This window comes from Desulfovibrio piger, from assembly GCF_951793255.1.
Lineage (GTDB): Bacteria > Desulfobacterota > Desulfovibrionia > Desulfovibrionales > Desulfovibrionaceae > Desulfovibrio.
Map to the genome: position 1 here is coordinate 2,126,338 of NZ_OX636706.1, position 25,770 is coordinate 2,152,107.

Genomic DNA, 25,770 nt, shown 5'->3' on the forward strand with positions numbered 1-25,770 from the left:
CAGGCGGTCCGTATGAAACGATCCGATATCGGCGTGACGGCACTGGTGTATGCCTTCACGCTCTTTTTTCTGTACATGACCCTGGAACTGCCGCCGGACGCGCAGACCTATCCCCTCTGCCTCATCGCCGGCCTGCTGATCCTGAATACCTGCTATCTGGTGCGCTGCCTGTGGCAGCTGCGCCGCCAGGCGGGCATCCACAATGATCTGCCCGATCTGTTCGCGGGCTTCCAGTGGAAGCAGTTCGCCTTCATCTGCCTGGGCTGCGTGGGCTACATGCTGCTCATGCATGTGGCGGGCTTTTATATCGCCAGTATCTGCTATCTTGTGGGCACGCTGGCCTTTTTGCGTGTCCCGCGCTGGCATATCGTGCTGACGGTAGTGGTCATGGCCGCGCTCATCTACGCGGTGTTCACGCTTTTCCTCAAGGTCCCGCTGCCTGTGGGCCTGCTGTTCAAGTAAGGGGATCGTCATGACGGATACTCTGGCTCTCATGGCTGCAGGCTTCATGCATGCCATCTCGCCCATCAATCTGCTGGCCATGCTGGCGTCCACCATCGTGGGCATCACCATCGGCTGCCTGCCCGGCCTTTCCGCCGCCATGGGCGTGGCCCTGCTGCTGCCCGTCACCTTCGGCATGGATCCGGCCACGGGCCTGATCGTGCTGGGCGGCATCTACTGCGGTGCCATCTTCGGCGGCTCCATCAGCGCCATCCTCATCCATACGCCCGGCACGCCCGCTTCGGCGGCCACCGCCATCGAAGGCTATCAGCTCACCCTGCGCGGCAAGGCGGCCAAGGCCCTGTTCACAGCCTGCTTCGCTTCCTTCTGCGGCGGTCTTCTGAGCTGCATTTCGCTGTACTTCTTCTCCCCGCTGCTGGCGCAGCTGGCCATGAAGTTCAAGAGCCCGGAATATTTCTGGCTCTCGCTCTTCGGCCTGACCATCATCGCGGGCGTATCGTCCAAGTCCATCCTCAAGGGCCTCATCTCCGGCGGCATCGGCCTGCTCATCTCCACCATCGGCATGGACCCCATGGAAGGGGTGCCGCGTTTCATGTTCGGGCAGACGACCCTCTATAATGGCGTCAACACCACCTGCGCCCTCATCGGCCTGTTCTCCATGTCGCAGGTGCTCATCCTGGCGGAAAAGCGCATCGTGCAGCGGCCCAAGGCTTCGGCCATGACCGACCGTTTCGGCCTGAGCAAGGCGGAATACAAGCGCATCACGCCCACCATCATCCGGTCGTGGCTCATCGGCAACATCGTGGGCATCCTGCCCGGTGCGGGTGCCTCCATCGCCTGCTTCATGGGCTATAACGAGGCCCGCCGCTTCTCCAAGCACAAGGATGAATTCGGCAAGGGCTCCATCGAAGGCGTGGCGGGTTCCGAGGCGGCCAACAACGCCGTGACCGGCGGCTCGCTCATCCCCACCCTGACCCTGGGCATCCCCGGCGAGTCCGTGACCGCCGTGCTCATGGGCGGCCTCATCATCCACGGCCTGCAGCCCGGACCGGAGCTGTTCACCACCTATGCCGGCATGACCTACACCTTCTTTGCCGGTTTCGTGCTGGTGCAGTTCTTCATGCTGGGCGTGGGCATGCTGGGCTGCAAGGGCTTTGCCCAGATCTCCCGCCTGTCCGATGCCATCCTCATCCCGTCCATCTTCCTGCTGTGCGTGGTCGGTTCCTACGCCATCCATAACAACGTGGTGGAAGTGGCCATCATGCTCATCTTTGGTGTCATCGGCTATCTGGCGCGCAAGTTCGACTTCAATGCCGCCGCCATCGTGCTGGGCCTGATCCTCGGCCCCATCGGCGAACGCGGCCTGCGCCGCTCGCTGCTCATCAGCGACGGGGACCCGTCCATCCTCTTCTCCACGTCCCTGTGCTGGATCCTGATCGCTTTGTGCGTGCTGGGCGTGCTGTCGCCCCTGCTCATGGAGCGCATGGAGCGCCGTATGCGCGAAAGCGCCGAAAGCTAGCGGACGGATGCTTCCCGGCTGTGAAGCCGTGGTGGCGACATGCTGACGATGAAGGCCGGCAGATACCGAAAGGTGTCTGCCGGCCTTTTTTGCAGGGGGGGAAGGCTCAGGCGTTGCGGCTGAGCCCGTACTTGCGGATCTTGGCGTACAGGGCGGAGCGGCTGATCTTGAGGATGGTGAGCGCGCCGCCCTTGCCGTCGATGCGCCAGGCCGTATGCTCCAGGACAGCCGCGATATGGGCTTTTTCCATCTCTTCCAGAGAGGAGAGCCGCGCCGGTATGGCGGGCGGTACGGCAGAAGGCGCTTCCTGCGGTACGGCCGGAGGATCGTCGTCCAGGATGTTCTCGTGGAAGAACAAGGTGCGGCCGCCGCTCAGGATCACGGACTGTTCCACCACGTTGCGCAGTTCCCGGATATTGCCCGGCCAGGGCCATTGTTCCAGCAGCCGGCGGTTCTCGTCGGAAAAATCCTGCACGCAGGGGCGGGCATGACGGTTGGCGAAGTAATGCAGATAATAACGGGCCAGCGGCAGGATGTCCTGCCGTCGTTCCCGGAGGGGCGGGATCTTCAGGTAGATGACGGCGACCCGGTAATAGAGGTCCGCCCGGAACCTGCCCTGGCGCACGGCCTCCTTCATATGGCGGTTGGATGCCGCCACGAGGCGGAAATTGATGTTGATGGGATGCGTCCCGCCCACCCGCAGGAACGACCGCTCCTGCAGGACCCGCAAAAGCTTGGCCTGGACCCGCGGGCTGGCTTCCGTCAGTTCGTCGAGGAAAAGCGTGCCGTTTTCCGCCAGCTCCACCAGACCGATCTTGCTGCTGATGGCGCCGGTGAACGAGCCTTTTTCATGGCCGAAGAATTCGCTCTCGAACAGGTCGTCCTGAAGGCTGGCCATGTTGATGGTGACAAGCCGCCCGCTGCGACCGCTTTTTTCGTGGATGCGGCGGGCCAGCATCTCCTTGCCTACTCCGGATTCCCCGTTGAGCAGGATGGAGGCATCCGTTCCGGCCACGGTATCTATGTCTTCAAGAAAACGCCGCATCTCCGGCGAAGCGCAGACCAGTTCCTGATGGCCTTCCGGCAGGGGGGCATTGCGCAGCACGCTCTGTTCCGTCTCCAGGACCGTGGTGCAGGACCAGGCCAGGATCCTGCCGATGTCCCGCAGAAGATCCTCACTGAGCATGGGGCGGATCTCTTCCCGGAACGACCCCATGTGACACAGGACATAGATGCCGTAGGGGCGGCAGTCCACGGGGATGCCCGCCAGGATGACACGGGCACCGCTGCCGCCGCCCAGATTGTCCAGCAGGAGCGGGGAGCCTTCGGCCACGATGCCTGCGATCTCGTCCAGGGTGGAGGGGATGGAGAGCTCCGGCCCGACGGCGGAGCTGTCCTGGCTTGCCAGCTGGCGCAGAGGTGCCGAAGGATGGGATTGCAAGAAGAGGCAGCTGTGCTCCGCTCCCAGGATCTGGGCGGATTCCGTCAGGAGGATGGGCAGGAAGGATTCGAACGAGGTCCGCAGCCGCTGCGGGGCAAAATGCTCACGATAGGCCGCCAGCAGGGAACGCTCGGAGACGGCCTGGTCCTGGCCTTCCCGCAGGTAGCGGGGAATGAGCGGGAGCAGGGATTCCGGCCAGAAGTGATGCTTCAGGTAAGGGTAGACCGCCCAGGCTTCATGGAGCAGCAGGCGGGCCTTGCCTTCATCTTCCGGCAGCAGCAGCTGGGCCAGCAGCAGGCGGCTCTTGCCTGCTTCCAGCGCGTCATGCAGGGCGTCCAGCAGGGTGATGCTGTGGCGGCAGGCCTCGATGGCCTGGGCCGTCTGTCCCGCCGCGGCCAGCTGCTTGCCGTGCAGGCGCAGGGCCACGCCCCGCAGCAGTCGGTTGGGACCGTTGAGGCAGCGTTGCAGCTCCTGGGGAAAATCATAGCAGGGCAGGGGAGGAAAGCCCCGGTCATGGAGGGCCTCGAGCAGTTCGAGCACCATGCCGTTCAGATAGGTGGGACGCTGGAAACCGCGCTGGGCCGCCTTGTGCAAGACGTTCTGCAACACATGGTAGGCAGCGTCGGCGTGGCCTTCCCGCATGTGGTAGCAGGCCAGATGGTGCACCGTGGTGACCATGCTCGTGATGTCCGTCTGCTCCGTGATGTCGGAAAGAGCGATATCCAGCTGCTCCAGGGCCTTGTCGCTTTTTCCTGTCCGCAGGTACAGGGAGGCCAGCTGGCTGCGGAGGCTGCGGGTCAGGGACATGTCGTTACGGATGGACGACTGGCGCAGGCGGGAGAGCAGCAGGCTGGCCGCCAGATCGAAGTCGCCGCGGTTGGCCGCGGCAAAACTCCAGTGGCGGACATAGAAAAGTTCGAACAGGTGGCGTTCCTGGGCACGCAGCTTGCGGCTGACGCGGGTAAAGATGCTCATGGCCTGATCGTAATCCCCTTCCAGGAAGGCAAGGATGCCCAGGTAGGGGGCCGCGGTCTCGAACAGGTCGGGCTTGCGCAGGGATTCCAGCTGGCGGCGGCCGCGCAGCATGATGGCATGCAGGCGCGGATCGTTGTGCCGCGGGGTGTTGCAGACATTGAGCGTCCCGATCAGCAGGTCGAAGAGCGCCATCTCTTCCCTGTCGGCGATGCGGAAGGCCTGTGCCCTGGCCCGGAAGCAGAGGGCGGGAAGTTTCGGGATGAAGTTGCCCGAACAGGTGATGGTCATATGGAGTTCCCGGCAGAGCCGGAGATAGGGGCGCACGGCATCAGCGGAAGACAGGGGCAGGCGGAGCAGACGTTCCGACAGGCAGAGCAGCAGCCCCTTGATGACCCCGGGCCGCAGGCTGTCGATGCGGCGCAGGCAGAGGGCCAGCAGGGCCTCCAGCGCTTCGAGCTCGCGTTCCTGCCCCAGCAGGGCAAGGATCGGGGGCAGGCCATCCGGCTCCGGCAACCGGCGGAATATCGTCCCGGCGGCAGGGTATGCGTCCAGCAGGTCTTTCAGGGGAACGAAGTCCGGCTGCGGAGACGCAGCAGGACAGAAAGCCGTTGCTGCCGTTTCCGGGGGCAGGCCCCCCAGCTGTATCAGCAGATCGGGCTGCCAGCATTCCCCCAGCAGGGCATGCAGGAAATTCCCGCAGTCGTGATGTCGGTACCAGTCGTTTCTGTACATAGCTCGGGCCCCTCCACCACGCAGGCTACCTGTCCTTTTTTCGGAATACAAGATACAAAAATGTATTTTTTAAGCACAAAAAATCACAAGTTAAGATCTATTGTAAAAAATATTCAGTAAAAACAATAAAATATATTTTGGTACGCTCCTTGCTAATAAAAGGGAAAATTCAGGGGCAGCCCCGTGCTGCACATCCCATGCAAAGGAGCGGTTATGATTCAAAGTATCGATCCCGCAGCCTGTACCGGTTGCGGCAGCTGCACGAAAACCTGCCCGCTTGACGTATTTCGCCTTGAGACAGCACAGGAGCAGATATCCCCGTGCATGGCGGCCTGTCCTGCGGGTGTGGATATTCGCGGCAACCATTATCTGATCCAGCAGGGCAACCTGGACGAAGCCGCGCGCAATTATCTGGCTGTCCAGCCGTTCCCGGCCATCACCGGCCGTGTCTGCTTCCATCCCTGTGAATCCGCATGCGCCCGTGCCCGTGTGGACAGCGCTGTCAATATCAATGCCGTGGAGCATGTGCTCGGCGACTGGGCCGCGCAGATGCCGCTGGAAAAGCCCGTGCGCCGTCACATCAGCAAGGTGGCCGTGGTGGGTTCCGGTCCGGCCGGTCTTTCCTGCGCCTGGTTCCTGCCCTCATGGGTTATCCTGTCACGGTCTTCGAAGCCCGTCCGTTCCCCGGCGGCATGCTGCGTTACGGCATCCCCGCCTACCGTCTGCCCGATGACGTGGTGGCCACCCAGGTCCGCCGTCTTGAAGAGATCGGCGTGCGTTTCTGCTGCAATACTCGTGTGGGCAAGGGCGCGGACGTCAGCCTGGCCGAACTGAAGCGCCGCGGCTACAAGGCCATCATGCTGGCCCCCGGTACCTCCGCCAGCCGCCGTCTGGAACTGGAAGGCAGCGATCTGCCCGGCGTGCACTGGGGGCTGGATTTCCTGAGCGCCTGCCGCAGCGATGAAAAGCCTGTCATCAGCAGTGACGTGGTGGTCGTGGGCGGCGGTGACGTGGCCGTGGACGCGGCCATCACGGCCCGTCGTCTCGGTGCCGCCCGAGTCCACATGGCCTGCCTGGAAAGCCGGGAAGAGATGCCCGCCTATCCCCACAACCAGAAGGATGCCGAAGACGAAGGGATCGAGTTCCATTGCGGCTTCGGGCCGGCCCGCCTGCTGCAGGAAGATGGCCGTCTGGTGGGCCTGGAACTGCATGCCTGCACCAGCCTCAAGGACGAGGAAGGCCGCTTCGCCCCCCGTTTCGACACTTCGTCCACCCTGCGCCTGGCCGCGTCGCACGTTATCTTCGCCATCGGCCAGGTCTCGGAACTGGACGGTTTCGCCGGTGATGTGAACGTGGAACGCGGCCGCATCGTGGTGGAGGACATCACCCTGGCCACCAGCCAGTGGGGCGTGTTCGCCGCCGGTGACGCGGCCACGGGCCCGGCCTCTGTGGTGGCGGCCATCGCCGGTGGCCGTGAGTGCGCCATCTCCATCGACCGCATGCTCAAAGGGGCCGACATCCAGGGCGAGCGCGGCCGCAAACGTCCCCAGGTTCCCGAGGACCGCCTGCCCGGCCAGGGCATCGGCCAGGAGCCCCGCCATGAGCGCGGCCGTGTGCCCGCCGATCCGCAGGATCCCATGGCGGAGAACGTGCGCCCCCTCGATATGGAAGCCTGCTTTGCCGAAGCCCTGCGCTGCATGACCTGCGGCAGCCGTTCGCGTATCGCCTACAATGACGACTGTATGACCTGTTTCACCTGTGAGCTGCGTTGTCCTTCCGGGGCCATCTTCGTGCATCCGTTCAAGGAACGGTTTGCCCGGACCCTTGATCAGGTTGACGTCGTAAAGAGCTAACTGCCGGAGGACATCATGAAAGAACCCAGAGGATACGAATACACGACGGACCTGCTCGTGGTCGGGTGTGGTTTCAGTGGCATGTGGGCGGCCATGCGCGCCAAGGATTTTCTTGACGACGTGCTGGTGGTGGACAAGGGCCCCCGTGACTGGGGCGGCCTTGGCGGCCTTTCGGGCGGCGACATGATCGTCAAGCAGCCCGACATGAACCTTGATGACCTGCTGGACGATCTGGTCTATTACTACGATGGCCTGGCCGACCAGAAGCTGCTGGGGCAGATCCTGACCCAGTCCTATGACCGCTTCATGGATTTTGAGAACTGGGGCCACAAGTTCGTCCGCAACGACAAGGGCGAGCTGTGCTTCATCCCCCAGCGTGCGCTGGATTACATGCGCTTCTATTACTACCATCCCTACGGCATGGGCGGCATCGACAAGGCCCGCCTGCTCAAGCGGGAGTGCGAAAAGCGCGGCGTGCGCCGTCTGGGCCGTGTGGTCATCACCGACGTCATCACCGACGGCGAGCGCGTCACCGGTGCCGTGGGCTTCCACGCCCAGAGCGGCAAGCCCGTCTACATCCGGGCCCGTGCCGTGCTGCTGGCCACCAATACCGGCGGCTGGAAGCCTTCCTACCATCAGAACACCCCTGCCAGCGAAGGCGTGAGCATCGCCTGGAACGCCGGCTGCGCCATGCGCAACTTCGAGTTCTGGAAGGTCTGGAACGTGCCGGTGGATTTTGCCTGGGAGGGACAGACCGGTCTGTTGCCCAAGGGGGCCCGCTTCCTCAACAACAAGGGCGAAGACTTCATGCTCAAGTATTCCCCCAAGTTCGGCGCCAAGGCCGACCCGCATTACAATACGCGCGGCATGATCTGCGAAGTGCGCGCCGGTAACGGCCCCATCCTTTTCGACTGCAGCAAGATGTCGGCCGAAGACGTGGAGACCATGCGCCCGCGTGCGGGATGGATGGGCCTTAACGACAAGAAGCTGCGGGCCATGGGCATGGACTTTTTCGCCCAGAAGCTGGAGTGGATGCCGCAGGTGCGCCATACCTACGGCGGCATCGTGGCCGATCTGGACGGCGCCACGGCCATCAAGGGCCTGTACGCCGCCGGTCTGGCCCGCAACCCCGACCCCGGTGTCTACATGGGCGGCTGGGCCACCTGCATCACGGCCACCACGGGTTATTCCGCCGGTGAGGCCGCGGCCCGTTTCGTGGAAGGCCATGACGCCGTCCCCTTCGACAAGGCCTATGCCGCTGACCGCCTGAACGGCATCCTGCGTTATCTGGGACGTGACGGCATCGCGCCCAAGGACGTCATCGCCGACATGCGCGAAGTCATGAGCGCGCCCGACGTGGCCCTGATGAAGACGGGGCGCGGCCTGAGCCGTGGCCTTGATCGTGTGGCCGAAGTGCGGGAAGAGTTCCTGCCCGAGCTGGGGGCCCGCGATGCCCACGAGCTGGCCAAGCTCTTTGAAGCGACCTCCACCGTGCTGCTGACGGATCTGTGCCTGACCGCGGCCCTGGCCCGCAAGGAATCCCGTGCCGGTCATTACCGCGAGGATTACCCCCAGCGTGACAATACCAACTGGCTCAAGTGGATCGAACAGCGGCAGGTGGACGGACGGCATGAGCTGCACACCGTGCCCGTGCCCCTGGATGACTATCCCGTGAAGCCGTACCGCTATTACATGGACAACTTCACCTGGCCCGAACCTCCGCGTGCGGACTAGGCCGACGGCCCGGTGACTGGCCGGTGCCATCCCTTGCGGCATGAGCCGTGAGCGGTTCCTTCTGTGAGCCGGGGGCGTCTTCTCCCTGCCTCCGGCTCATTCCGTCCGCAACTTCATCCCCGCGCAGGGCCCCGTGCCCGCGCGATTTACAGGAAACGATATGTCAGCAACGACCCCGGAGAAGAAAGCTCCCCTGTCTCTTGCCTATTATGTCCACAGCCTCGTCTGTCTGTGCATCATGTTCGGCTTCGGCCTGCTGGACCCTGTGGAACCCCTGACCCCGCTGGGGATGCGCCTGGTGGGCGTGTTCCTGGGGGTGCTGTACGGCTGGGTGTTCATCGAGATCGTCTGGCCCAGCCTGGCCGGTCTGCTGGCCATGATGCTGGTGGGCGGCATGAAGCCCGTGACCCTGCTGAACAACAGTTTCGGCCACCCCATCGTGCAGATGATGTTCTTCATCTTCGTCTTCTGCGCCACCATCAACCACTACGGTCTGTCGCGCTTCATCTCCCTCTGGTTCATCACGCGCAAATTCGTGGCGGGCAGGCCGTGGCTGTTCAGCTTCACCTTCCTGGCTTCCATCTTCATCCTGGGGGCGCTGACCAGTGCCTCTCCGGCGGCGCTCATCGGCTGGAGCATCCTGTACGGCGTGTGCGAGGTCTGCGGCTACAAGAAGGGCGACAGCTATCCGACCATGATGGTCTTCGGCATCGTCTTCGCCGCCCAGATCGGCCAGTCCATGATCCCCTTCAAGCAGGTGGCCCTGACCGTGTTCAGTGCTTATGAGACCATGTCCGGCATGGGCATCGACTATGCCAAGTACATGCTCATCGCCTGCCTCATCTGCCTGCTGTGCGCCCTGTTCTTCATCGTGCTCGGCAAGTACATCTTCCGTCCCGACATGAGCAAGCTGCTCAATCTGGAAGCGGACAAGCTGGATACCGACGGCAGTCTGAACCTGACCGGCGTGCAGAAGACCGTGCTCCTTTTCCTCTTCCTGCTGGTGCTGCTGCTCCTGGCCCCCAACTTCCTGCCTGCGGACTTCTTCCTGACCCGCTTCCTCAAGGCCATCGGCAATACGGGTATCGTCATCCTGCTGGTGACCGTCATGGCGGCCATCAAGGTGGAAGGCAAGCCCCTGCTGAATTTCAAGGTCATGGTGGACTCCGGCGTCACCTGGGGCATCGTGCTGCTGCTGGCCTTCGTGCAGCCCCTGACCATCGCCATGGCGGCCCCGGGCAGCGGCATCACGGACTTTCTCATGCAGCTGCTGACGCCTTTCTTCGGCGAGAGCTCTTCCATCACGTTTGCCCTGTTCATCGGCTTCGCCGCCGTGGCCCTGACCCAGGTCATGAACAACGGCGCCGTGGGCGTGGTGCTCATGCCTGTCATCCACAGCTTCTGCCAGGCCTCCGGTATGGCGCCGGAGCTGCCGCTCATCATGGTGGTCATGGGCGTCCACTTCGCTTTCCTGACGCCTGCCGCCAGTGCCAGTGCGGCCCTGCTGCACGGCAACGAATGGTGCAATACCAAGGCCATCTGGAAGTCCTCGCCCCTCGCCATCCTGGGCGCTTACGCGGCCACGGCCATCGTGACCCTGCTGCTGGGCAGCCTGCTGTATTCCTAGGCATTCCCCCAGGCGGCACGACCCGGATGCGTGCCTCCACCGGAGCGGCCCTGCTGGAGGGCCGCTCCCGCAAAGGGGACGATCGGCAGCCGGTCATCACCGTAATCCAGCCATCAAAAAAGCTCCGCCCGCGCACAAGACGCAGGCGGAGCTTTTTTGATGGAGAAAACAGGGACACAGGGCAGGAGCAAGGTCTCGTTCCAGGTCTTGAAGGAACCTGCCGCAAAGCGGGCTCAGGCCCGGCCCAGGGCGAGGATCTCGTCCCTGCTGCGGGGCAGGACCTCGGGCAGGGCGGCGATGAGGCGGCTCACAGGTGTGGACGGATCGGGCCGGCAATGGGCGGCCAGCAGGCGGGCCAGACGTGCGGCGGCCAGGGCGGCCGTGGCGGTGGGCAGACCGGCGCACAGCAGGCCGGTGACGAGGCCGGTCACGATGTCCCCGGTACCGCCGATGCACTCCATGGCCGGGACCGAGGGACTGTCCACCACGGCGTGGAGGCGGCCTTCGTGGATGATATGGTCGGCCTTGCCCTTGATGATCAGATTGGCCGGGCAGTTGCCGTGCTCCTGTGCCCGGGCCAGCAGCACGGGGATGTTCTGTTCCTCGGCCAGCAGGAAGCCGCGCGTATAGAAGGGGTGGGGCGCTTTTTCATCCGCCAGGAAGGCCAGTTCGCCCACGTCCGGGGTGAAAAGTTCGTAGGCATCGGCATAGCCGCTCATCTTGGCCACATACATGAAGCCCGCATCGGCCACCATCAGGGGCGCGTTCTCCAGTTCCCGGACAGCCAGCAGCAGGCGGTTGTGCCAGTCCACGTCGGGAAAAAGGTAATGGAAGGTCAGGCCGCGCGGGGCCAGGGCGGGCAGGGCTTTTTCCAGCCAGGCATAGAGCCGGCGGCTGCCGGAACCGGAGCCGGTATCCCCGGCCAGCAGCAGGGCAGGGGGCGTGCAGCCAAGGGCCGCGCAGGTCTGCAGGGCCGTGGCTGCCAGGGCCGCGGTGCCCCGTTCCACGGGCACGGTACGGCCGTCAGGCAGGTGCAGGCCCGCTTCCGAAAGGCTGGCGCTACGCGGGGCGGGGCCTTCCGGCACCAGCAGAGAAAAATCAGGGTCGGGGATGGTTCCGGCTATGATCCACATGCGAGCTGTCTCCGTATCTCCTCAAAGGCTTTTTGCAGGCTGTAGCAGCACAGGGTCTGCCCCATGCTCAGCGGTTCGGGGGCCGTATCCAGCGTTTTGCCGCACAGGCAGTGGGCCAGCCAGGGCACGTCCGGGCAGCCGCCGCCGGAGATGTTGACGATGCGCCGGTCGCGGCAGTCCACCGTGATCTTCATGTTGGCCGCGCGTACCATGAGCCAGTGTTCCAGACGGCTGGTCTGGAACAGGGACACGGGCTCCAGCAGCACGTCATGGGCGCTGACCACCTGTTCCGGCTCCAGATCGGCCGTTTTCAGGCTGGCCAGCACTGCGGCCTGGCGGATGAGCGGGAAGACCACCACCATGTCGCAGCCGGTACGCATCTGCGGGGGCGGGCCCTTGACGTCTACGTCAAAGCCCTGCTGCCGCAGCAGGCGTTCGGCCCGGATGACGTCGCCCGTATGGGAAAAAGCCAGCAGGCCCCGGTCGGAAAGGGCGCGGGGGCCTGCATCGGGAGCGGACTCTTTTTTGAACAGGCCGCCCAGACGGCGACCGAGAGAGGAAAAAAGGGAATGCTTCGAGGTCATGCGTTTCCTGAAAAGGGGCGGCCGGAGCCGCCCTTGCATGGATTTTTTTAGGCCTGACGGCTGATCTCCAGCCGCCAGATGCCGTTCTCTTCACTTTCCGTCACATCGAAGCCGCTGTTGCGGGCCGCGCGGGTCACGTTCTCGAGGCTGGCCTCATTGTCCACCAGGACGGAGAAAGGACCTTCGGGCTGCTTCTTGGCAGCGGTCAGGAACATCAGGACAGGCTGGGGGCAGGAGAGCCCGCAAGTATCGATAAGGGTCGCCATTACGCACCTCGCTTGCAATTGAAGAAACCGATGAGCAGGCAGACGGCCAGGCCGCCCAGGGCGCCCAGCATGCCGTTGGGACCGATCCCCGCCGTGCTGGAGGCCATGCCGAAGTTATGGGCGCAGGCCGCGCCCACGATGAGACCGACCACGAACACGGCCGCGTCGTTGTCGCCTTCACCGGCCATGAAGAGCTGGCGGCCGGGGCAGCCGCCGGCCAGGGCAAAGGCCAGACCGGCCGTCACCATGCCCAGGAAGTTCCACAGGCCGTCGGTATGGGCCACGGGCTGGCCTTCAAAACCGGGATGGAAGCCGCCGATGGCCAGATTGGCCACCAGCGCGGCGGCCAGCATGGCCAGGAAACCCAGGGCCAGATGCCACTGGTTGAACAACAGGACGTCACGCACGGCGCCCATGGTGCAGAAGCGGCTGCGCTGGGCCAGGAAGCCCACCAGCAGACCGGCACCGAGCGAGAGCAGGAAGGGGGCGTGCATGGAGCCGGGGCCCTTGAGGGAGTAGAAGAGGACGCCGTTCTGGGCCTGTCCTTCCATGGGCGGGTTGAACAGATAGACGGCGACCAGGGCGAGCATGATGCCGGGCAGGATCAGGCCGGATGCCTTGCTCTGGCTCTGGCTGCGGCCCAGGGAGAAGCCCATGCGGAAGAAGACCGTGCCCAGACCGATGCCGACCACCAGGCCGGCCAGGCCGAACAGGGCGTTGGCGTCGCCGCCGGCCAGACGCATGATGACGCGCCAGGGGCAGCCCAGGAAGACCAGGGCGCCGATGGCTGCGATGACGCCCAGCAGGAAGCGGACGGCCGGAGCGGAGCCGCCGCGGGCGCGGTATTCGCCAAAGCAGAGGGCAGCGGCCAGAGAGCCCAGCACCATGCCCATGATCTCGGGACGCAGGTACTGGACGATGGGCGCGCGGTGCAGGCCCACGGCCCCTGCGATGTCGCGGTTGAAGCAGACCACGCAGATGCCCATGTTGCCGGGGTTGCCGGAGAACTGCAAAAAGACGGCGATCAGGCCCAGGATAAGGCCCGTGACCACGATGCCCGTGGTGGACGAGAAGAAATTGAAGCTGTTTTTCATGCGACCCCCCAAAAGACGGGATGCGGCAAAAGTTGAAAAAATGCGCGCAGATCCGTGACGGACCTAGGGGATGGGGGACCGTGATATGGCGAAGGTCAAGGAACCAGGACATGCCGTCGGCGCGACCACCCCGCTGCGCTCCACACCGTGAAGCCGGTGGTGTTGCGTCAGGTATGGTGCATGGGCATGGACGTGCTCCTTGGATCAGACGGGTCGTGATGGATAAGGGCAGCCTAGGAAAAGAACAGGGACGGGTCAAGTTCTTTCGGGAAAAAAGGGGACAGGCGGCTGGACCGGGAGCAGGGCGGGCATGAAAAAAGGGGCATCCGGCGGATGCCCCTGCAGGTCAGTTCTTGGCGGTCAGCAGGACTTCATCCCGTCCGTCCCGTTCTTCCAGCAGGACGTCCACCTGCTCCTGCGGGCGGGTGTCCACGCTGCGGCCGATGTAGTCGGCCTGGATGGGCAGTTCGCGGTGGCCGCGGTCCACGAGCACCAGCAGCTCCACCTTGCGGGGACGGCCGTAATCCAGCAGGGCCTCCAGGGCGGCACGGATGGTGCGTCCGCTGAACAGCACGTCATCTATAAGGATGATCTCCGCGTTGTCCACCGGGGCGGTGATGCGCGACTGGCCGATGTGGGGCTTGCCTTCCAGGCTGGTCCAGTCGTCACGGTACAGGTTGATGTCCAGCGTGCCCAGGGGCAGGGGGCGCTGCAGCTTCTGCTGCATCAGGGCGCCCAGGCGGCGGGCCAGGTCGGCGCCGCGGCGTTCGATGCCCACCAGCATGACGCGCTCGCACTGCCCGTGCCGTTCCAGCACTTCGCAGGCAAGACGTTCCAGAATACGGGTCATTTCCTCTTTGTCCAGCAGCAATGTCGTGGGCATAATTCCTCCAGAAGTGATGTCTTTCCATACGCCTTTTTGGCAGCGGAGAAAAGCCCCGCGAGCGATTGACAATCTTTGGGGCTGACCTTACATGTTACGGGCAACACTGGAGGTAGTGCCATGCTTACGTTGACCGATGCCGCCCAGAAGGAACTGGAAGGTTTTTTTGCCGACAGGGAAAAAGCGACCGTTCGCATCTACCTTGCCCCCGGCGGCTGCTCCGGCCCGCGCCTTGCTCTGGCGCTGGACGAAGCCGGTGAGAACGATACCTGGATCGAACAGGGCGGTTTTGCCTTCTGCATCAACAATGAACTTTTGCAGCAGGTGAAAAGCGTCAGTATCGATGCCAACTACCTTGGCTTTCTGGTGACCCCCGAAGTGCCCCTGCCGTCGTCGGGCGGCAGCGCCTGCGGCGGTTGCTGCGGTGCCTGCGGCAGCCACCAGTAGCCTTTGACGGGAAGGCGCAGCATGTTCCTTCCCGCGTCATCCCTGCTCTGACGATACCTGTCACCTCCTGCGTCAACAGTTGCCGCACCGGCAACGGGCGCTGCCCTGAACGGCGCCTCTTCCCCTGCGGGATACGGGAAGTCCGGGACGCGGCATCGTCAAGGAGAAGGAATGATCACTTTGTCTGAAAATGCCCGCAAAGAGCTGGAAGCCTATTTTGCGGACAAGGAACGCCAGACCATCCGTGTGTATCTCGCTCCCGGCGGCTGCTCCGGCCCCCGGCTCGTCCTGGCTCTGGACGAACCCGGAGACGAGGACGCCAGGTTCGAACAGGACGGCTTTGCGTTCTGCATCAACAAGGAATTGCTGCAACAGGTGAAGAGCGTCAGCATAGACTTGAGCTATCTGGGCTTCACCGTGACCCCCGAAGTGCCCCTGCCTTCGTCGGGCGGCAGTTCCTGCGGCGGTTGCTGCGGCAGCTGCGGCAGTCATCAGTAGTCCCTGTCCGGTGGGGCCGGCTGTCCCGGCCCGGCCGGTTTTGTCATAACAGAAGGTCCCGTCTTCTGTTTCCATCAACTGCCGTTACCGGCGGAGAGGGCCTGTTGCCCCAGGGCATCGGTCCCGGTTCCTGACGGGCAGGACGCTCCGCAGATACGGCCCAGAGAGGAATAGGAATGATCACTCTGTCTGAAAACGCTCGTAAAGAGCTGGAAGCCTACTTCGCGGACAAGGAACGCCAGTCCATCCGCGTGTTTCTTGCCCCCGGCGGCTGAAGCGGCCCGCGTCTCGCCCTGGCTCTGGATGAGCCTAACGCACAGGACAGCACCGAGGAAGTTGACGGTTTCACCTTCTGCATGGCCACCGACCTGGTGGCGCAGATCAAGGGCGTCAAGATTGATATGACCTACATGGGATTCACCGTGGATCCCGAGGTGCCGCTGGCCTCTTCCGGCAGCAGCTGCGGCAGTTGCGGCAGCAGCTGCGGCAGTCACTAGGCGGATCGTGATCCGTCGGCTGTCCGTGCGGGGAAATGTTCCCACACCGCCCGGGATGTGCATGCACGCATCCCCCCGGGTCGCTTGAAGCATGGCCCCCGACAGCTACAGATAAGAGATCCCGCAAGGCGGCCTTCGGGCCGCCTTTTTTGAACCCTTTCCCAGGATTCGGCGTCGTTGGTGGCGTCGTTTTTGCTTTTCCGGCGGACAGTATGGCAGATATCCTTTCCCTGCTCTCAGGGCCGGCCGAGGCCCGACACTGGCAGCGCAGCGGCATGGCGTCCTGTTGCCGTCTTGCCTGCGCCGCGCTGGCCCAGGGACGCAGCAGCGTCATCCTGGTGCGCGACCGTGAGGAATACACGGCGGCGCGCGCACTGCTGACCCTTTTTTCTCCTTCGCTTTCCCTGGCTGACATGGCCCCTGATGTCCCTGCCTGGAAACTGCCCTTTGCCGCGCTCCCTGCCGGCCTTTTGCTGCGCCGTGACCGGGATTCGTGGGCAGGACGGCTGGCGGCCCTGTACGGCCTTGCCCAGGGCGGGCCCCGCTGCCTCATCCTGAGCACGGAAGCGCTGCTGCTGCGCCATGTGCCCCGCGATTTTTTTGCCGAGCATACGCTCGATCTGACGCGGGGCAGCGACTATCCGCCGGAGCTGATCCTCGATCAGGCCGTGGAGTGGGGCTACGAACGTGTCCCCCTGGTGACCCGGCCGGGGCAGATGGCCCGGCGCGGCGACATCTTCGACATCTTCCCGTCCGGCTATCCGCGTCCTGTACGCATGGAGTTTTTTGGCGATACGCTGGAAGAGCTGCGCCTGTTCGATGCCGAGAGCCAGCGCTCCCTGCAGGGGCTGGACGAGCTGACCCTGCTGCCGGCCCTGCCTTTCGTGCTGGATGCGCAGGGCCTGGCCGCGGCCCGCAAGCGCATGGATGCCCTGTTCGCCGGGGCGCGCATCAGCGAGAACGACTGCTACACCTTCAAGAAGACCCTGGATGCCGGCGGTCTGGGCCTGCTGCCGGGCGTGGTGCACGAAAATGCCAGCACCATCGCGGACTGGCTGCCCGAGGAGCCGCTCTGGTTCCTGCCCGGACAGGCGGACTGCGATGCGGCCCTGCACGGGACGGCCATGCAGTTGCGCGACCAGCTGGAAGAAGATGATGCGCCCCTGCCGCAGCCGTCCGCCCTGTGCCTGTACGGCAGCCTGCAGGATCTGCCCTGGGGAAAGGCCCGCCGTTTTTATCTGGAGCCCCTGGTCATGGGCGTGGACGCCGTGGGGGACGACGTACAGGAACGTCCGCTCCATGCCTTTACGGATCTTTTCCCCGTCCCCGGCGCGGCCGACCGTCCGTGGCAGCATCTGTCTGCCGGTCTGAAGGAATGGCAGAACCGGCGCCGTCAGGTGGTGCTGAGCTTCTCCTCGCAGCGCAGCCGGGCCAAGTTCCTCAAACTGGCCGAGCAGGAAGGCATCACGCCTGCCTTGCGTTATGCGCCGGAACAGCGCGGACTGTTCGCCCTGGTCTCCCCCTGGCGTTCGGGTGCGGAGCTGGTCTGGGACGATGTGCTCGTGCTGGGCGAGGACATCCTCTATCCGCGTGCGGAAAAGAAGGCCCGCGCCTCCTCGCGTGCGTTCAAGGGACTGGACAGCTTCGATGACCTCAAGGCCGGGGACCTGCTCGTCCACCGGGATTACGGCATCGGCCGTTTTGCCGGTCTGCACCATCTGGTGCAGGGAGGACAGGGCAATGACTTCCTTCTGGTGGAATACTCCGGGCAGGACAGGCTCTATGTGCCGGTGGACCGCCTGGGGCTCATCCAGCGCTTCAAAGGTGGCGAGGGTGAGGAACCGGCCCTTGACCGTCTGGGCGGCGCCAGCTGGAGTTCCGGCAAGGAGAAGGTCCGCAAGGCCATCGAAAAGATTGCGGCCGACCTGGTGGAGATGTACGCCTACCGCAAGGTGGCCAAGGGCTTCCGCTACGACCCGCCGGGCGAGCTGTACCACGAGTTCGAGGCGACCTTCGGCTTTGAGGAGACCCCGGATCAGGCCCGGGCCATCGAGGACGTTTTGGCCGACATGGACAAGTCCGAGCCCATGGACCGTCTGGTCTGTGGTGACGTGGGCTTCGGCAAGACCGAAGTGGCCCTGCGCGCCGCCTTCCGCGCGGCCAGCGAGGGGCGTCAGGTGGCCCTGCTGTGTCCCACTACGGTGCTGGCCGAGCAGCATTACCAGACCTTCCGGGCCCGTCTGGCCGGTTTCCCGGTCACGGTGGGTCTGCTGAGCCGTTTCGTGCCCCGTGCCCGGCAAAAGGAAGTCCTCAAGGCCGCGGCCGAGGGGCAGATCGACATCCTGCTGGGCACGCACCGCCTGCTGTCGTCGGACGTGTCCCTGCCCAACCTCTCCTTGCTCATCCTGGACGAGGAACAGCGCTTCGGTGTGCGGCACAAGGAAAAGCTCAAGGCCCTGAAAAAGAACGTGGACGTGCTGACTCTGACGGCCACGCCCATCCCGCGCACCCTGCAACTTTCCATGTCCGGCATCCGCGATCTTTCGGTCATCGAGACCGCGCCGCAGGACCGCAAGCCTGTGGCCACGGCCGTGCTGCGGCGTGACGATGCCACCCTGCGCACGGTCCTGGAACGCGAGCTGGCGCGGGAAGGGCAGGTGTTCTGGGTCTACAACCGTGTCCAGGGGCTGGAGCGCGTGGCCGAATATGTGCGCAAGCTGGTACCCACCGCCCGGGTGGGCATGGCGCACGGCCAGATGTCGGAAAGCGAGCTGGAAAGCAACATGCACAAATTCTGGCACGGCGAGCTGGATGTGCTGGTCTGTACGGCCATCGTCGAGTCGGGCCTGGACTTTCCCCGCGCCAATACCCTGGTGGTGGACCAGGCCCAGCTCTTCGGCCTTGGCCAGCTCTATCAGCTGCGGGGCCGGGTGGGCCGCAGTGACCGTCAGGCCTACGCCTTCTTCGTGGTGCCCGATACGGAGCATCTGAGCGAAGTGGCCGAGGAGCGGTTGCGCATCATCATGGACATGGACTATCTGGGTGCCGGTTTCCAGGTGGCCATGGAAGACCTGCGCCTGCGCGGTGCGGGCAACATCCTGGGCGAGGTGCAGTCCGGCCATATGGGCCGGGTGGGGCTCGACCTGTATCTGGAGATGCTGGAAGAGGCCGTGGCCCGCCTCAAGGGCACGCCCGTCACCCAGGACGTGGAGACGGAGCTCAACCTCGGTCTGCCTGCCCATATCCCCCAGTCCTACATCGAGGATGGCCGGGAACGCCTGCGCTGCTACAAGGCGCTCACGTCGGCCACCAGCGGCGCGGCCCGCGAGGAAGTGGCCCTTTCCATGCGCGACCGTTTCGGCAGCTTCCCGCAGGAACTGGTCAACTTCATCGCCGTGCTCGATTTCAAGCAGTTCCTGAGCCATTTGCAGGTCCAGCGTGCGGACATCTATCTGGATCATGTCCGTCTGGTGTGGGGCGACGGCCAGACCGCCGTGCAGCCGGAGCGCATCCTGCAACTGGTGGCTTCCATGAAGGGCGCCCGGATGCTGCCGCCGGCGTCGCTCATGCTGCCCCTGCCTGCGGACAAGGATTTTGCCCAGGGACTGCAGGGGCTGCGGCAGGCCCTGGAAAACATCCGCACGCCGGAAGCTCCGGGCGGCACGGCCTAGGCCGCGGCGATTGCCAAAGAGGGAAATATTGGCTATTTTCGGCTGCTACTACAGCCTATGCGCATAATGGGAGAATTTGCCTTGAAAAAATATGCCCTTCTGATCCTGATGGCATGGCTCTGCCTGGCCTGCACGGCCCAGGCTGCCCAGCTCAACAAAATTGCCGCGGTGGTCAACGGCCAGGTCATCACCATGTTCGACCTGCAAAAGGCCGCGCTGCCTGAACTGGGGCGTGCCCGTCTCAATCCCAATGACCCCAAGCAGGCCGACAAGGTCAATGTGGTCTTCCGCAAGGTGATGGATTCCATGATCATGGACATCCTGCTGGAACAGGAGGCCAAGCGCCTGAGCATCACGGTCTCCGACAGCGAGATCGATCAGGAACTGACCAAGATGATGAAGATGCGCCGCCTGAACCGCGCCCAGTTCGAAGCCGAGCTGAAGAAGCAGGGCATGAGCGTGGATGAGCTGCGCAAGAGCATGAAGACCAATATGCTGCGTCAGCGTGTCATGGGGGCCGAAGTGGGCCGCCGCGTTGTGGTGACCGATGACGAGATCCGTGCCTACTATGAAAAGCACAAGGACACCATGTATGACCGCAACGGTCTGCATATGGGCCTGATCGTCTACAATCCCAATGTCAATGCCAGGAGCATCGCGGCGCAGATCGCTTCCGGAGCCCTTTCGTTCGAAGAGGCCGCCCGCAAGTATTCCATCGCCCCCAATCGCGAAAAGGGCGGCGACATGGGCCCGGTGGAGTGGGGTCGCCTCAATCCCGAGTGGGAGACCCGCCTGAACAAGATGAAGCCCGGCGATGTGACCGACATCTTCACCGTGCAGGGCCACAAGGCCCAGGTGCATCTGTTCCGTCCCGGACAGAGCGGTCCCGGCCGTCCCATGACCTTTGAGGAAGCCCGGCCCGTCATCGACAATATCCTGCGCCAGCCCAAGGCCATGGAGCGTTTTGACGAATACTCCCAGCAGCTGCGCAGCAAGGCCGTCATCGATATCCGTCTGTAAGATACAGCCTTCCGGCCGGAACCAGACGGGGAGACCCGGCCGGCAGATACCCGCTTTCCCCGTATCGAGGTTTGCATGACTTTTGAAGAACTGGGTGCGGCGCTGTGCGCGGAGCGCGAACGCCGTGGCCTGAGCCTTGATGATGTGGCCGCCCACCTGAAGATCAGCACGCGGCTCATCCAGGCCCTGGAGAGCGGGGATCTTTCCGCCTTGCCCCATCCTGCCTATACCAAGGGCTTTTTGCGGGCCTATGCCTCGTACATGGCCCTGGATCCCGAAGCCGTGGCGGAAGTGGCGCACGCCCTGCAGCCCGCGGCGGCCACGGAATGCACCGTCATGGGGGGCGACGAGGACCTGCGCAGCAATCCCGCCATCTTGCGTCACGGCGCCCGTCAGGGCATCGCGGGCTGGCTGCGTGTCTTCATCCTGCTCATCCTGGTGGTGGCGCTGGCCGGTGGCGGCTGGATGTTGTGGCAGCGGGGCGTATTCAAGGACCTGACCGGCAGCAAGGAACAGAGCCTGCCGACTGCAGAGCCTGCAGCCGTGGCTCCTGCCCCTGAGCCGGTGGCTCCGGCACCGGCTGCCACGACGCCTGCGGCGCCTGCTCCGGCCGGAGCCCAGACTGCCCCGGCTCCCCAGGGAAATGGCGGTGCGGCAGCTCCTGCCGGCGGTGTGGCGCCTGTGCCCGGTACCGCACAGCCTGAACGCAGTGCCGCGCCCGCGTACACGGGCATGATGGATACCCGGCCTGCGGAGCTGACCTGGGGCCAGACGGCCAATGCCGCCACGGTCCAGGATACGGCCGCCCAGGATCCGTCCCTGCCTGCTGGCATGCACCGTGTGGTGGTGACCGGTATCGGCGAATGCTGGATGCGGGCCACCGTGGACGGGGAAGTGCGCCAGTTCTCGGTGCGCAAGGGCGACATCATCACTCTGGAATTTGCCAAGGCCCTGGAGGTAAAACTGGGCAACGCCGGTGGGGTCCAGGTCTCGTATGACGGGACGGAACTGCCGGCTCCCGGTCAGGCCGGTCAGGTGAAGACCCTGGTCTTCCCGCCTGCCGCCAACTGATGGAATGGACCGACCAGGCCCTCGTGCTGCGCATGGGGGCTTTTCGTGAGTCGGATCTCTGGCTCAAGCTGTTGTGCCGTGAACATGGCCTGCTGACGCTGTTCGCCTTTGGCGGCAGCCGCAGCAGGCGACGCTTTTGCGGCTGTCTGGATGTGCTGAACAGCCTGCAGTGCCGTGTCCGTTCCTCAAAGGACGGGCGTTTCCTCAATCTTGAGGAGGCGGCCTTGCTGCAGGGGCCGCGCCTGCTGCGGCGCAACTGGCAGCGCATGGGGCTGGCGGCCAACTGTCTGCGCTTTGTGGAAGCCATGGGCGTAGGGGAGGACGCCGCGACGGAAGCCTTCCTGCTGGTGGAGGATCTGCGCGCGGTACTGGAGGCGGAAAAGGCCCCGCCTGTGCTCCTGCCCCTGTATTTCCGCCTGCGTCTGGCCGGGGCCCTGGGCTTTGCCCCCAACCTGGGGCAGTGCGGCCGGTGCGGCCGGACCATCAGCGAGGACGCGCTCTTCGTGGTCGATGAAGGCCAGCTGCGCTGTTCCTCCTGTCGCAGCAGCCGCTTCGAACTGGAGCGTTATGGCGTGGAGATCCCCGCACAGGGGCTTGACCTTCTGCGCCATGTACAGCAAAGTTTCCCGTCCGGGTGGCCGGACGGCGAGCTGCCGCCCCCGGTGCGGCGGGCCTGTGCCCGGGCCATCGATGGTTTTGTCCAGTACCATTTGGGGCTGGCCTGGGAAGGGAACTATTTTCGTCGGGTTTGAGTCTGCCCGTCCCGTCTGCGGGACAAAAGACGAACGAAGGGGACGCGTCGGACTGGCGGCGCCGTAGCTGACGCGAGCGTCGCGTCGTGCCGAAATGTGTTAAAAAAGGACTGCACATGTATTTTCAGGATGTCATCCTTACCCTGCAACGCTACTGGGCGGAGCAGGGCTGTGTCGTGGAACAGCCTTCAGGCGTGGAATGCGGGGCGGGGACGTTCAACCCCAACACCTTCCTGCGCGTGCTGGGCCCCGAACCCTGGAGCGTGGCCTATGTGGAACCCAGCCGTCGTCCCACTGACGGCCGCTACGGGGAAAACCCCAACCGCCTGCAGCGCTACTTCCAGTTCCAGGTCATCATGAAGCCTTCTCCTGCCAATGTGCAGGAACTGTACCTGGAAAGCCTGAACGCCCTGGGCATCAATCCCGCCCAGCACGATATCCGCTTTGTGGAAGACGACTGGGAATCGCCCACCCTGGGCGCCTGGGGCCTGGGCTGGGAAGTGTGGCTCAACGGCATGGAAGTGAGCCAGTTCACCTACTTCCAGCAGGTGGGCGGCATCGACCTGCATCCCATCAGCGTGGAGCTGACCTATGGTCTGGAACGTCTGACCATGTATCTGCAGGGCGTGGAATCCGTCTACGACCTGAAGTGGAACAAGAACGTGACCTACGGCCACATCTACCACCAGAACGAAGTGGAGCAGTCCAAGCACAATTTCGAGGCCAGCAACCCCGAGATGCTGCTGCGTCATTTCAATGATTTTGAAGGCCAGTGCAAGGCCATGCTGGAGCAGAACCTGCCCTGGCCCGCCTATGACTACTGCCTCAAATGTTCCCACACCTTCAACCTGCTGGATGCGCGCGGCGCCATCTCCATCACGGAACGCGCCGGCTATATCGGCCGTGTGCGCGCTCTGGCTGCAGGCGTGGCCAAACTGTATGTGGCCCAGCGTGAAGAGCTGGGGTATCCGATGCTCAACACCGAGGCGAGGTAAGGCATGGCGACCTTTGTGCTTGAAATTGGCAGCGAAGAACTGCCTGCCCGTTTTTTGGCCGGCGAAGAAGCCGAACTGGCCGCCCGTTTTACGGCGGCCCTGCAGGAAGCCAGTGTGGAACACGGCGCCCTGCGTACTATGAGCACGCCGCGTCGTGCCATCGTCATCATCGAGGACGTGAACCCCGTGCAGCAGGAGCGCGAGGAAGAAGTGGCCGGCCCGCCGGTGCGTGTGGCCTTTGCCGCTGACGGCAAGCCCACCAAGGCCCTGGAAGGCTTTGCCCGCACCAACGGCGTGAGCGTGGACGACGTGTACCGCATCACCACCGAAAAGGGCGAATACGTGGCCGTGCGCAAACGCATCGGCGGCGCTGCCGTTGCCGATCTGCTGGCCGAGATCTGCCCCGCCGTCATCACCTCCCTGCCGTTCGGCAAGCGCATGCGCTGGGGCAGCAATACCCTGGCCTATGCCCGTCCGCTGCGCTGGATCGTGGCCCTGCTGGATGACGCCGTGGTGCCCTTCACCGTGGGCCCCGTGGCTTCCGGTCGCGAGACCATGGGCCACCGCATCCACGGTCATGGCCCCTTCAGCGTGGCCCATGCCAATGAGCTGCTGGCCGTGCTGGCTGACAAGGGCGGCCTGACGCCCGATGCCGCCGACCGCCGCAAGGTCATCGTGGAAGGCGGTGACGCCCAGGCTGCCGCCATCGGCGGCAAGGTGCTGTGGCGTGAGGGCCTGCTGGACGAGGTGCAGGGCCTGACCGAACATCCCGTGCCCCTGCTGGCCGACTTCGATCCTTCCTATCTGGAAGTGCCCCGCGAAGTGCTGCTCACCAGCATGGAAAGTCATCAGAAGAGCTTTGGTATCGAGGCTGCCGACGGTACCCTGATGCCGCACTTCCTGACCGTGCTCAACATCTCCCCCGAGGACATGAGCCTGGTCAAGCACGGCTGGGAACGCGTGCTGCGTGCCCGCCTGGAAGATGCCCGTTTCTTCTGGCATGCCGACCTGCGTGACAATTTCGACTACTGGCTGGAAAAGCTGGATCACGTCATCTTCATCGGCCGTCTGGGCACCATGGGCGAAAAGACCCGCCGTCTGGAAGCCCTGTGCCGCTGGCTGGCCGAGAACGTGGCCCAGGGCAAGGTCAGCGCCGAGGACGCCGCCCGTGCCGGCCGCCTGTCCAAGGCCGACCTGGTGACCGGCATGGTGGGCGAGTTCGATACCCTGCAGGGCATCATGGGCGGCATCTACGCCGAACGCAAGGGCGAAACCCCGGTGGTGGCCCAGGCCCTGCGCGAACAGTATCTGCCCGCCGGCCCCGACAGCCCCGTGCCTGCCAGCCTGTGCGGCGCGCTGCTGTCCATGGCCGACAAGGCCGATACCCTGGTGGGCTGCTTCGGCCTGGGCATGATCCCCACCGGTGCCGCCGACCCCAATGCCCTGCGCCGTTGCGCTCTGGGCATCATCCGTATCGCTCTGGAGTTCGACCTGCACTTCGACATCCGTCAGCTGTTCGCCCGTGCTCACGAACTCTATGGTGACCGCCAGTGGAAGCTGGCTCCGCAGGAAGCCCTGGACAAGCTGCTGGACTTCTTTGCGGGCCGTGTGCGCAATTACTGGCAGAACCGTGGCGAAGACAGCCTGCTGGTGGATGCCGCTCTGGGCGCCGGTGTGGCTGATGTCTGCCAGTGCGGGGCCCGTCTGGCCGCCCTTGCCCAGTTCAGCAAGGAAGCCGGTTATGCCGAGGCCGTGCAGACCTTCAAGCGTGTGGCCAACATCGTCCGCAAGCAGGGCGCGGCTGAACAGCTTGCCGCTGCCTGGCAGGCTGACCTGCTGCAGGAAGATGCCGAAAAGGCCCTGGCCGCCACGCTGGACGATCTGCTGCCGCGTCTGGACAGCCTGTGGGAGGCCGGTGACCATACCGCCGCCCTCAAAACGCTGCTGGAAGTCCGTCCTGTGGTGGATGCCTTCTTCGACGGCGTCATGGTCATGTGCGATGATGCGGCGCTGCGCGCCAACCGCCTGGCCATGCTCAATGCCCTGGGCACCCGGTTTGCTCGGCTGGCGGATTTTGCCGCCCTGCAGATCTAAAATGTGGCAAGGGGCACTGCCCCTTGCATGAAAATGCGCCAATATGGCCGCAGAGCTTGACAGATATGCCATGCTCTGCTAAGAATCCGTCTTCACACGAAGGCACTATACCTGCATTGCAGGCCAAAATATCGGAGGAATACCGTGGCTAACCATAAGTCTGCCATCAAGCGTCATAAGCAGAGCCTGAAACACGCCGCCCGCAACCGCGCTGCCCGTACCCGCGTGAAGAACGCCGTCAAGGCTGTGCGCGCCGCCATCACCGGCAACGACAAGGAACAGGCCAGCAGCGCTCTGACTGTTGCCGCTTCCGTGCTGGCCAAGGCCGCCGGCAAGGGCGCCATGCACTGGAAGAAGGCTGCCCGCAAGCTGTCCCGCCTGTCTCGCGCCGTCAACGCTATCGACGCTCAGTAGTGCGGCTG

The 25,770-nt window shown here is 64.2% G+C and carries 21 protein-coding genes and 1 pseudogene; 16 read left to right on the forward strand and 6 right to left on the reverse strand.

Annotation, left to right across the window (positions count from 1 at the left end):
* Positions 1-12 precede the first annotated feature (12 nt).
* Together Q4I12_RS09440 and Q4I12_RS09445 are read left to right on the forward strand one after the other, a co-directional pair.
* Positions 13-462 (forward strand): tripartite tricarboxylate transporter TctB family protein, encoded by a 450-nt coding sequence (locus Q4I12_RS09440; RefSeq protein WP_168935008.1) that lies wholly within the window; start codon positions 13-15, stop codon positions 460-462.
* A gap of 10 nt (positions 463-472) precedes the next feature.
* A complete protein-coding gene (locus Q4I12_RS09445; protein WP_204625264.1) occupies positions 473-1,981 on the forward strand; it encodes a tripartite tricarboxylate transporter permease in 1,509 nt (502 codons plus the stop codon).
* A 106-nt stretch (positions 1,982-2,087) separates the two neighbouring features.
* On the opposite strand, the gene Q4I12_RS09450 is transcribed toward Q4I12_RS09445, so the two are convergent.
* On the reverse strand, positions 2,088-5,129 hold the full coding sequence (locus Q4I12_RS09450; RefSeq protein WP_302261411.1) for a sigma-54 interaction domain-containing protein: 3,042 nt from the start codon (positions 5,127-5,129) through the stop codon (positions 2,088-2,090).
* A 213-nt stretch (positions 5,130-5,342) separates the two neighbouring features.
* On the opposite strand from Q4I12_RS09450, the pseudogene Q4I12_RS09455 reads away from it, so the two are divergent.
* The 4 genes and pseudogenes from Q4I12_RS09455 to Q4I12_RS09470 form a co-directional block, all read left to right on the forward strand.
* Positions 5,343-5,621: pseudogene (locus Q4I12_RS09455) on the forward strand (4Fe-4S dicluster domain-containing protein); the annotation flags it as partial.
* A gap of 152 nt (positions 5,622-5,773) precedes the next feature.
* Positions 5,774-6,982 carry an FAD-dependent oxidoreductase gene (locus Q4I12_RS09460; protein ID WP_302261412.1) on the forward strand — a complete coding sequence of 403 codons (1,209 nt, stop codon included), beginning with the start codon at positions 5,774-5,776 and terminating at the stop codon, positions 6,980-6,982.
* A gap of 15 nt (positions 6,983-6,997) precedes the next feature.
* A complete protein-coding gene (locus Q4I12_RS09465; protein WP_302261413.1) occupies positions 6,998-8,716 on the forward strand; it encodes an FAD-dependent oxidoreductase in 1,719 nt (572 codons plus the stop codon).
* A 160-nt stretch (positions 8,717-8,876) separates the two neighbouring features.
* Entirely contained in the window at positions 8,877-10,343 is a 1,467-nt protein-coding gene (locus Q4I12_RS09470; protein ID WP_240937647.1) for an SLC13 family permease, read from the forward strand.
* A gap of 233 nt (positions 10,344-10,576) precedes the next feature.
* On the opposite strand, the gene Q4I12_RS09475 is transcribed toward Q4I12_RS09470, so the two are convergent.
* The 5 genes from Q4I12_RS09475 to pyrR form a co-directional block, all read right to left on the reverse strand.
* On the reverse strand, positions 10,577-11,476 hold the full coding sequence (locus Q4I12_RS09475; RefSeq protein ID WP_302261414.1) for an NAD(P)H-hydrate dehydratase: 900 nt from the start codon (positions 11,474-11,476) through the stop codon (positions 10,577-10,579).
* Positions 11,464-12,060, reverse strand: coding sequence for a putative Se/S carrier protein (locus Q4I12_RS09480; RefSeq protein WP_168935003.1), 597 nt, complete (start codon positions 12,058-12,060; stop codon positions 11,464-11,466). Before Q4I12_RS09480 ends, Q4I12_RS09475 begins: the two co-directional genes overlap by 13 nt.
* A gap of 47 nt (positions 12,061-12,107) precedes the next feature.
* The gene (locus Q4I12_RS09485; RefSeq protein WP_302261415.1) at positions 12,108-12,326 is read right to left on the reverse strand and encodes a sulfurtransferase TusA family protein; all 219 of its coding nucleotides are present in this window, start codon (positions 12,324-12,326) and stop codon (positions 12,108-12,110) included.
* Positions 12,326-13,420, reverse strand: coding sequence for a YedE family putative selenium transporter (gene yedE / locus Q4I12_RS09490; RefSeq protein ID WP_168935001.1), 1,095 nt, complete (start codon positions 13,418-13,420; stop codon positions 12,326-12,328). Before yedE ends, Q4I12_RS09485 begins: the two co-directional genes overlap by 1 nt.
* Positions 13,421-13,766: 346 nt before the next feature.
* A complete protein-coding gene (gene pyrR, locus Q4I12_RS09495) occupies positions 13,767-14,303 on the reverse strand; it encodes a bifunctional pyr operon transcriptional regulator/uracil phosphoribosyltransferase PyrR (protein WP_168935000.1) in 537 nt (178 codons plus the stop codon).
* Between the two features lie 120 nt (positions 14,304-14,423).
* Between pyrR and Q4I12_RS09500 the strand changes: the two genes are divergently transcribed.
* From Q4I12_RS09500 to rpsT, 10 genes are all read left to right on the forward strand, one after another.
* A complete protein-coding gene (locus Q4I12_RS09500; RefSeq protein WP_302261419.1) occupies positions 14,424-14,750 on the forward strand; it encodes an IscA/HesB family protein in 327 nt (108 codons plus the stop codon).
* 171 nt (positions 14,751-14,921) lie between these two features.
* Positions 14,922-15,248, forward strand: coding sequence for an IscA/HesB family protein (locus tag Q4I12_RS09505; protein WP_168934998.1), 327 nt, complete (start codon positions 14,922-14,924; stop codon positions 15,246-15,248).
* A gap of 176 nt (positions 15,249-15,424) precedes the next feature.
* Positions 15,425-15,745, forward strand: a complete 321-nt coding sequence (locus Q4I12_RS09510; protein WP_081446798.1) for an IscA/HesB family protein — start codon at positions 15,425-15,427, stop codon at positions 15,743-15,745.
* Between the two features lie 212 nt (positions 15,746-15,957).
* Positions 15,958-19,416, forward strand: coding sequence for a transcription-repair coupling factor (gene mfd, locus Q4I12_RS09515; protein ID WP_302261420.1), 3,459 nt, complete (start codon positions 15,958-15,960; stop codon positions 19,414-19,416).
* 81 nt (positions 19,417-19,497) lie between these two features.
* Positions 19,498-20,436 carry a SurA N-terminal domain-containing protein gene (locus Q4I12_RS09520; protein WP_302261421.1) on the forward strand — a complete coding sequence of 313 codons (939 nt, stop codon included), beginning with the start codon at positions 19,498-19,500 and terminating at the stop codon, positions 20,434-20,436.
* A 75-nt stretch (positions 20,437-20,511) separates the two neighbouring features.
* Positions 20,512-21,507, forward strand: coding sequence for a helix-turn-helix domain-containing protein (locus Q4I12_RS09525; RefSeq protein ID WP_302261422.1), 996 nt, complete (start codon positions 20,512-20,514; stop codon positions 21,505-21,507).
* Complete coding sequence (gene recO / locus Q4I12_RS09530; RefSeq protein ID WP_168934995.1) at positions 21,507-22,259, forward strand: DNA repair protein RecO; 753 nt, start codon at positions 21,507-21,509, stop codon at positions 22,257-22,259. The genes Q4I12_RS09525 and recO overlap by 1 nt, the downstream gene beginning before the upstream one ends.
* 116 nt (positions 22,260-22,375) lie before the next feature.
* A complete protein-coding gene (glyQ, locus tag Q4I12_RS09535; protein ID WP_006004641.1) occupies positions 22,376-23,254 on the forward strand; it encodes a glycine--tRNA ligase subunit alpha in 879 nt (292 codons plus the stop codon).
* Positions 23,255-23,257: 3 nt separating this feature from the next.
* On the forward strand, positions 23,258-25,348 hold the full coding sequence (gene glyS / locus Q4I12_RS09540; protein WP_302261423.1) for a glycine--tRNA ligase subunit beta: 2,091 nt from the start codon (positions 23,258-23,260) through the stop codon (positions 25,346-25,348).
* A 144-nt stretch (positions 25,349-25,492) separates the two neighbouring features.
* The gene (rpsT, locus tag Q4I12_RS09545; protein WP_006004646.1) at positions 25,493-25,762 is read left to right on the forward strand and encodes a 30S ribosomal protein S20; all 270 of its coding nucleotides are present in this window, start codon (positions 25,493-25,495) and stop codon (positions 25,760-25,762) included.
* Positions 25,763-25,770: the final 8 nt, after the last annotated feature.

What these genes read in the sequence shown, in the direction of transcription:
- yedE (WP_168935001.1), bottom strand. Translation starts at nt 13,420, where the DNA reads ATGAAAAACAGCTTCAATTTCTTCTCGTCCACCACGGGCATCGTGGTC.
- Q4I12_RS09480 (WP_168935003.1), bottom strand. Translation starts at nt 12,060, where the DNA reads ATGACCTCGAAGCATTCCCTTTTTTCCTCTCTCGGTCGCCGTCTGGGC.
- pyrR (WP_168935000.1), bottom strand. Translation starts at nt 14,303, where the DNA reads ATGCCCACGACATTGCTGCTGGACAAAGAGGAAATGACCCGTATTCTG.
- Q4I12_RS09470 (WP_240937647.1), top strand. Translation starts at nt 8,877, where the DNA reads ATGTCAGCAACGACCCCGGAGAAGAAAGCTCCCCTGTCTCTTGCCTAT.
- Q4I12_RS09440 (WP_168935008.1), top strand. Translation starts at nt 13, where the DNA reads ATGAAACGATCCGATATCGGCGTGACGGCACTGGTGTATGCCTTCACG.
- Q4I12_RS09460 (WP_302261412.1), top strand. Translation starts at nt 5,774, where the DNA reads ATGGGTTATCCTGTCACGGTCTTCGAAGCCCGTCCGTTCCCCGGCGGC.
- Q4I12_RS09485 (WP_302261415.1), bottom strand. Translation starts at nt 12,326, where the DNA reads ATGGCGACCCTTATCGATACTTGCGGGCTCTCCTGCCCCCAGCCTGTC.
- Q4I12_RS09505 (WP_168934998.1), top strand. Translation starts at nt 14,922, where the DNA reads ATGATCACTTTGTCTGAAAATGCCCGCAAAGAGCTGGAAGCCTATTTT.
- Q4I12_RS09465 (WP_302261413.1), top strand. Translation starts at nt 6,998, where the DNA reads ATGAAAGAACCCAGAGGATACGAATACACGACGGACCTGCTCGTGGTC.
- Q4I12_RS09500 (WP_302261419.1), top strand. Translation starts at nt 14,424, where the DNA reads ATGCTTACGTTGACCGATGCCGCCCAGAAGGAACTGGAAGGTTTTTTT.
- recO (WP_168934995.1), top strand. Translation starts at nt 21,507, where the DNA reads ATGGAATGGACCGACCAGGCCCTCGTGCTGCGCATGGGGGCTTTTCGT.
- Q4I12_RS09525 (WP_302261422.1), top strand. Translation starts at nt 20,512, where the DNA reads ATGACTTTTGAAGAACTGGGTGCGGCGCTGTGCGCGGAGCGCGAACGC.
- glyS (WP_302261423.1), top strand. Translation starts at nt 23,258, where the DNA reads ATGGCGACCTTTGTGCTTGAAATTGGCAGCGAAGAACTGCCTGCCCGT.
- Q4I12_RS09450 (WP_302261411.1), bottom strand. Translation starts at nt 5,129, where the DNA reads ATGTACAGAAACGACTGGTACCGACATCACGACTGCGGGAATTTCCTG.
- Q4I12_RS09445 (WP_204625264.1), top strand. Translation starts at nt 473, where the DNA reads ATGACGGATACTCTGGCTCTCATGGCTGCAGGCTTCATGCATGCCATC.
- Q4I12_RS09475 (WP_302261414.1), bottom strand. Translation starts at nt 11,476, where the DNA reads ATGTGGATCATAGCCGGAACCATCCCCGACCCTGATTTTTCTCTGCTG.
- glyQ (WP_006004641.1), top strand. Translation starts at nt 22,376, where the DNA reads ATGTATTTTCAGGATGTCATCCTTACCCTGCAACGCTACTGGGCGGAG.
- mfd (WP_302261420.1), top strand. Translation starts at nt 15,958, where the DNA reads ATGGCAGATATCCTTTCCCTGCTCTCAGGGCCGGCCGAGGCCCGACAC.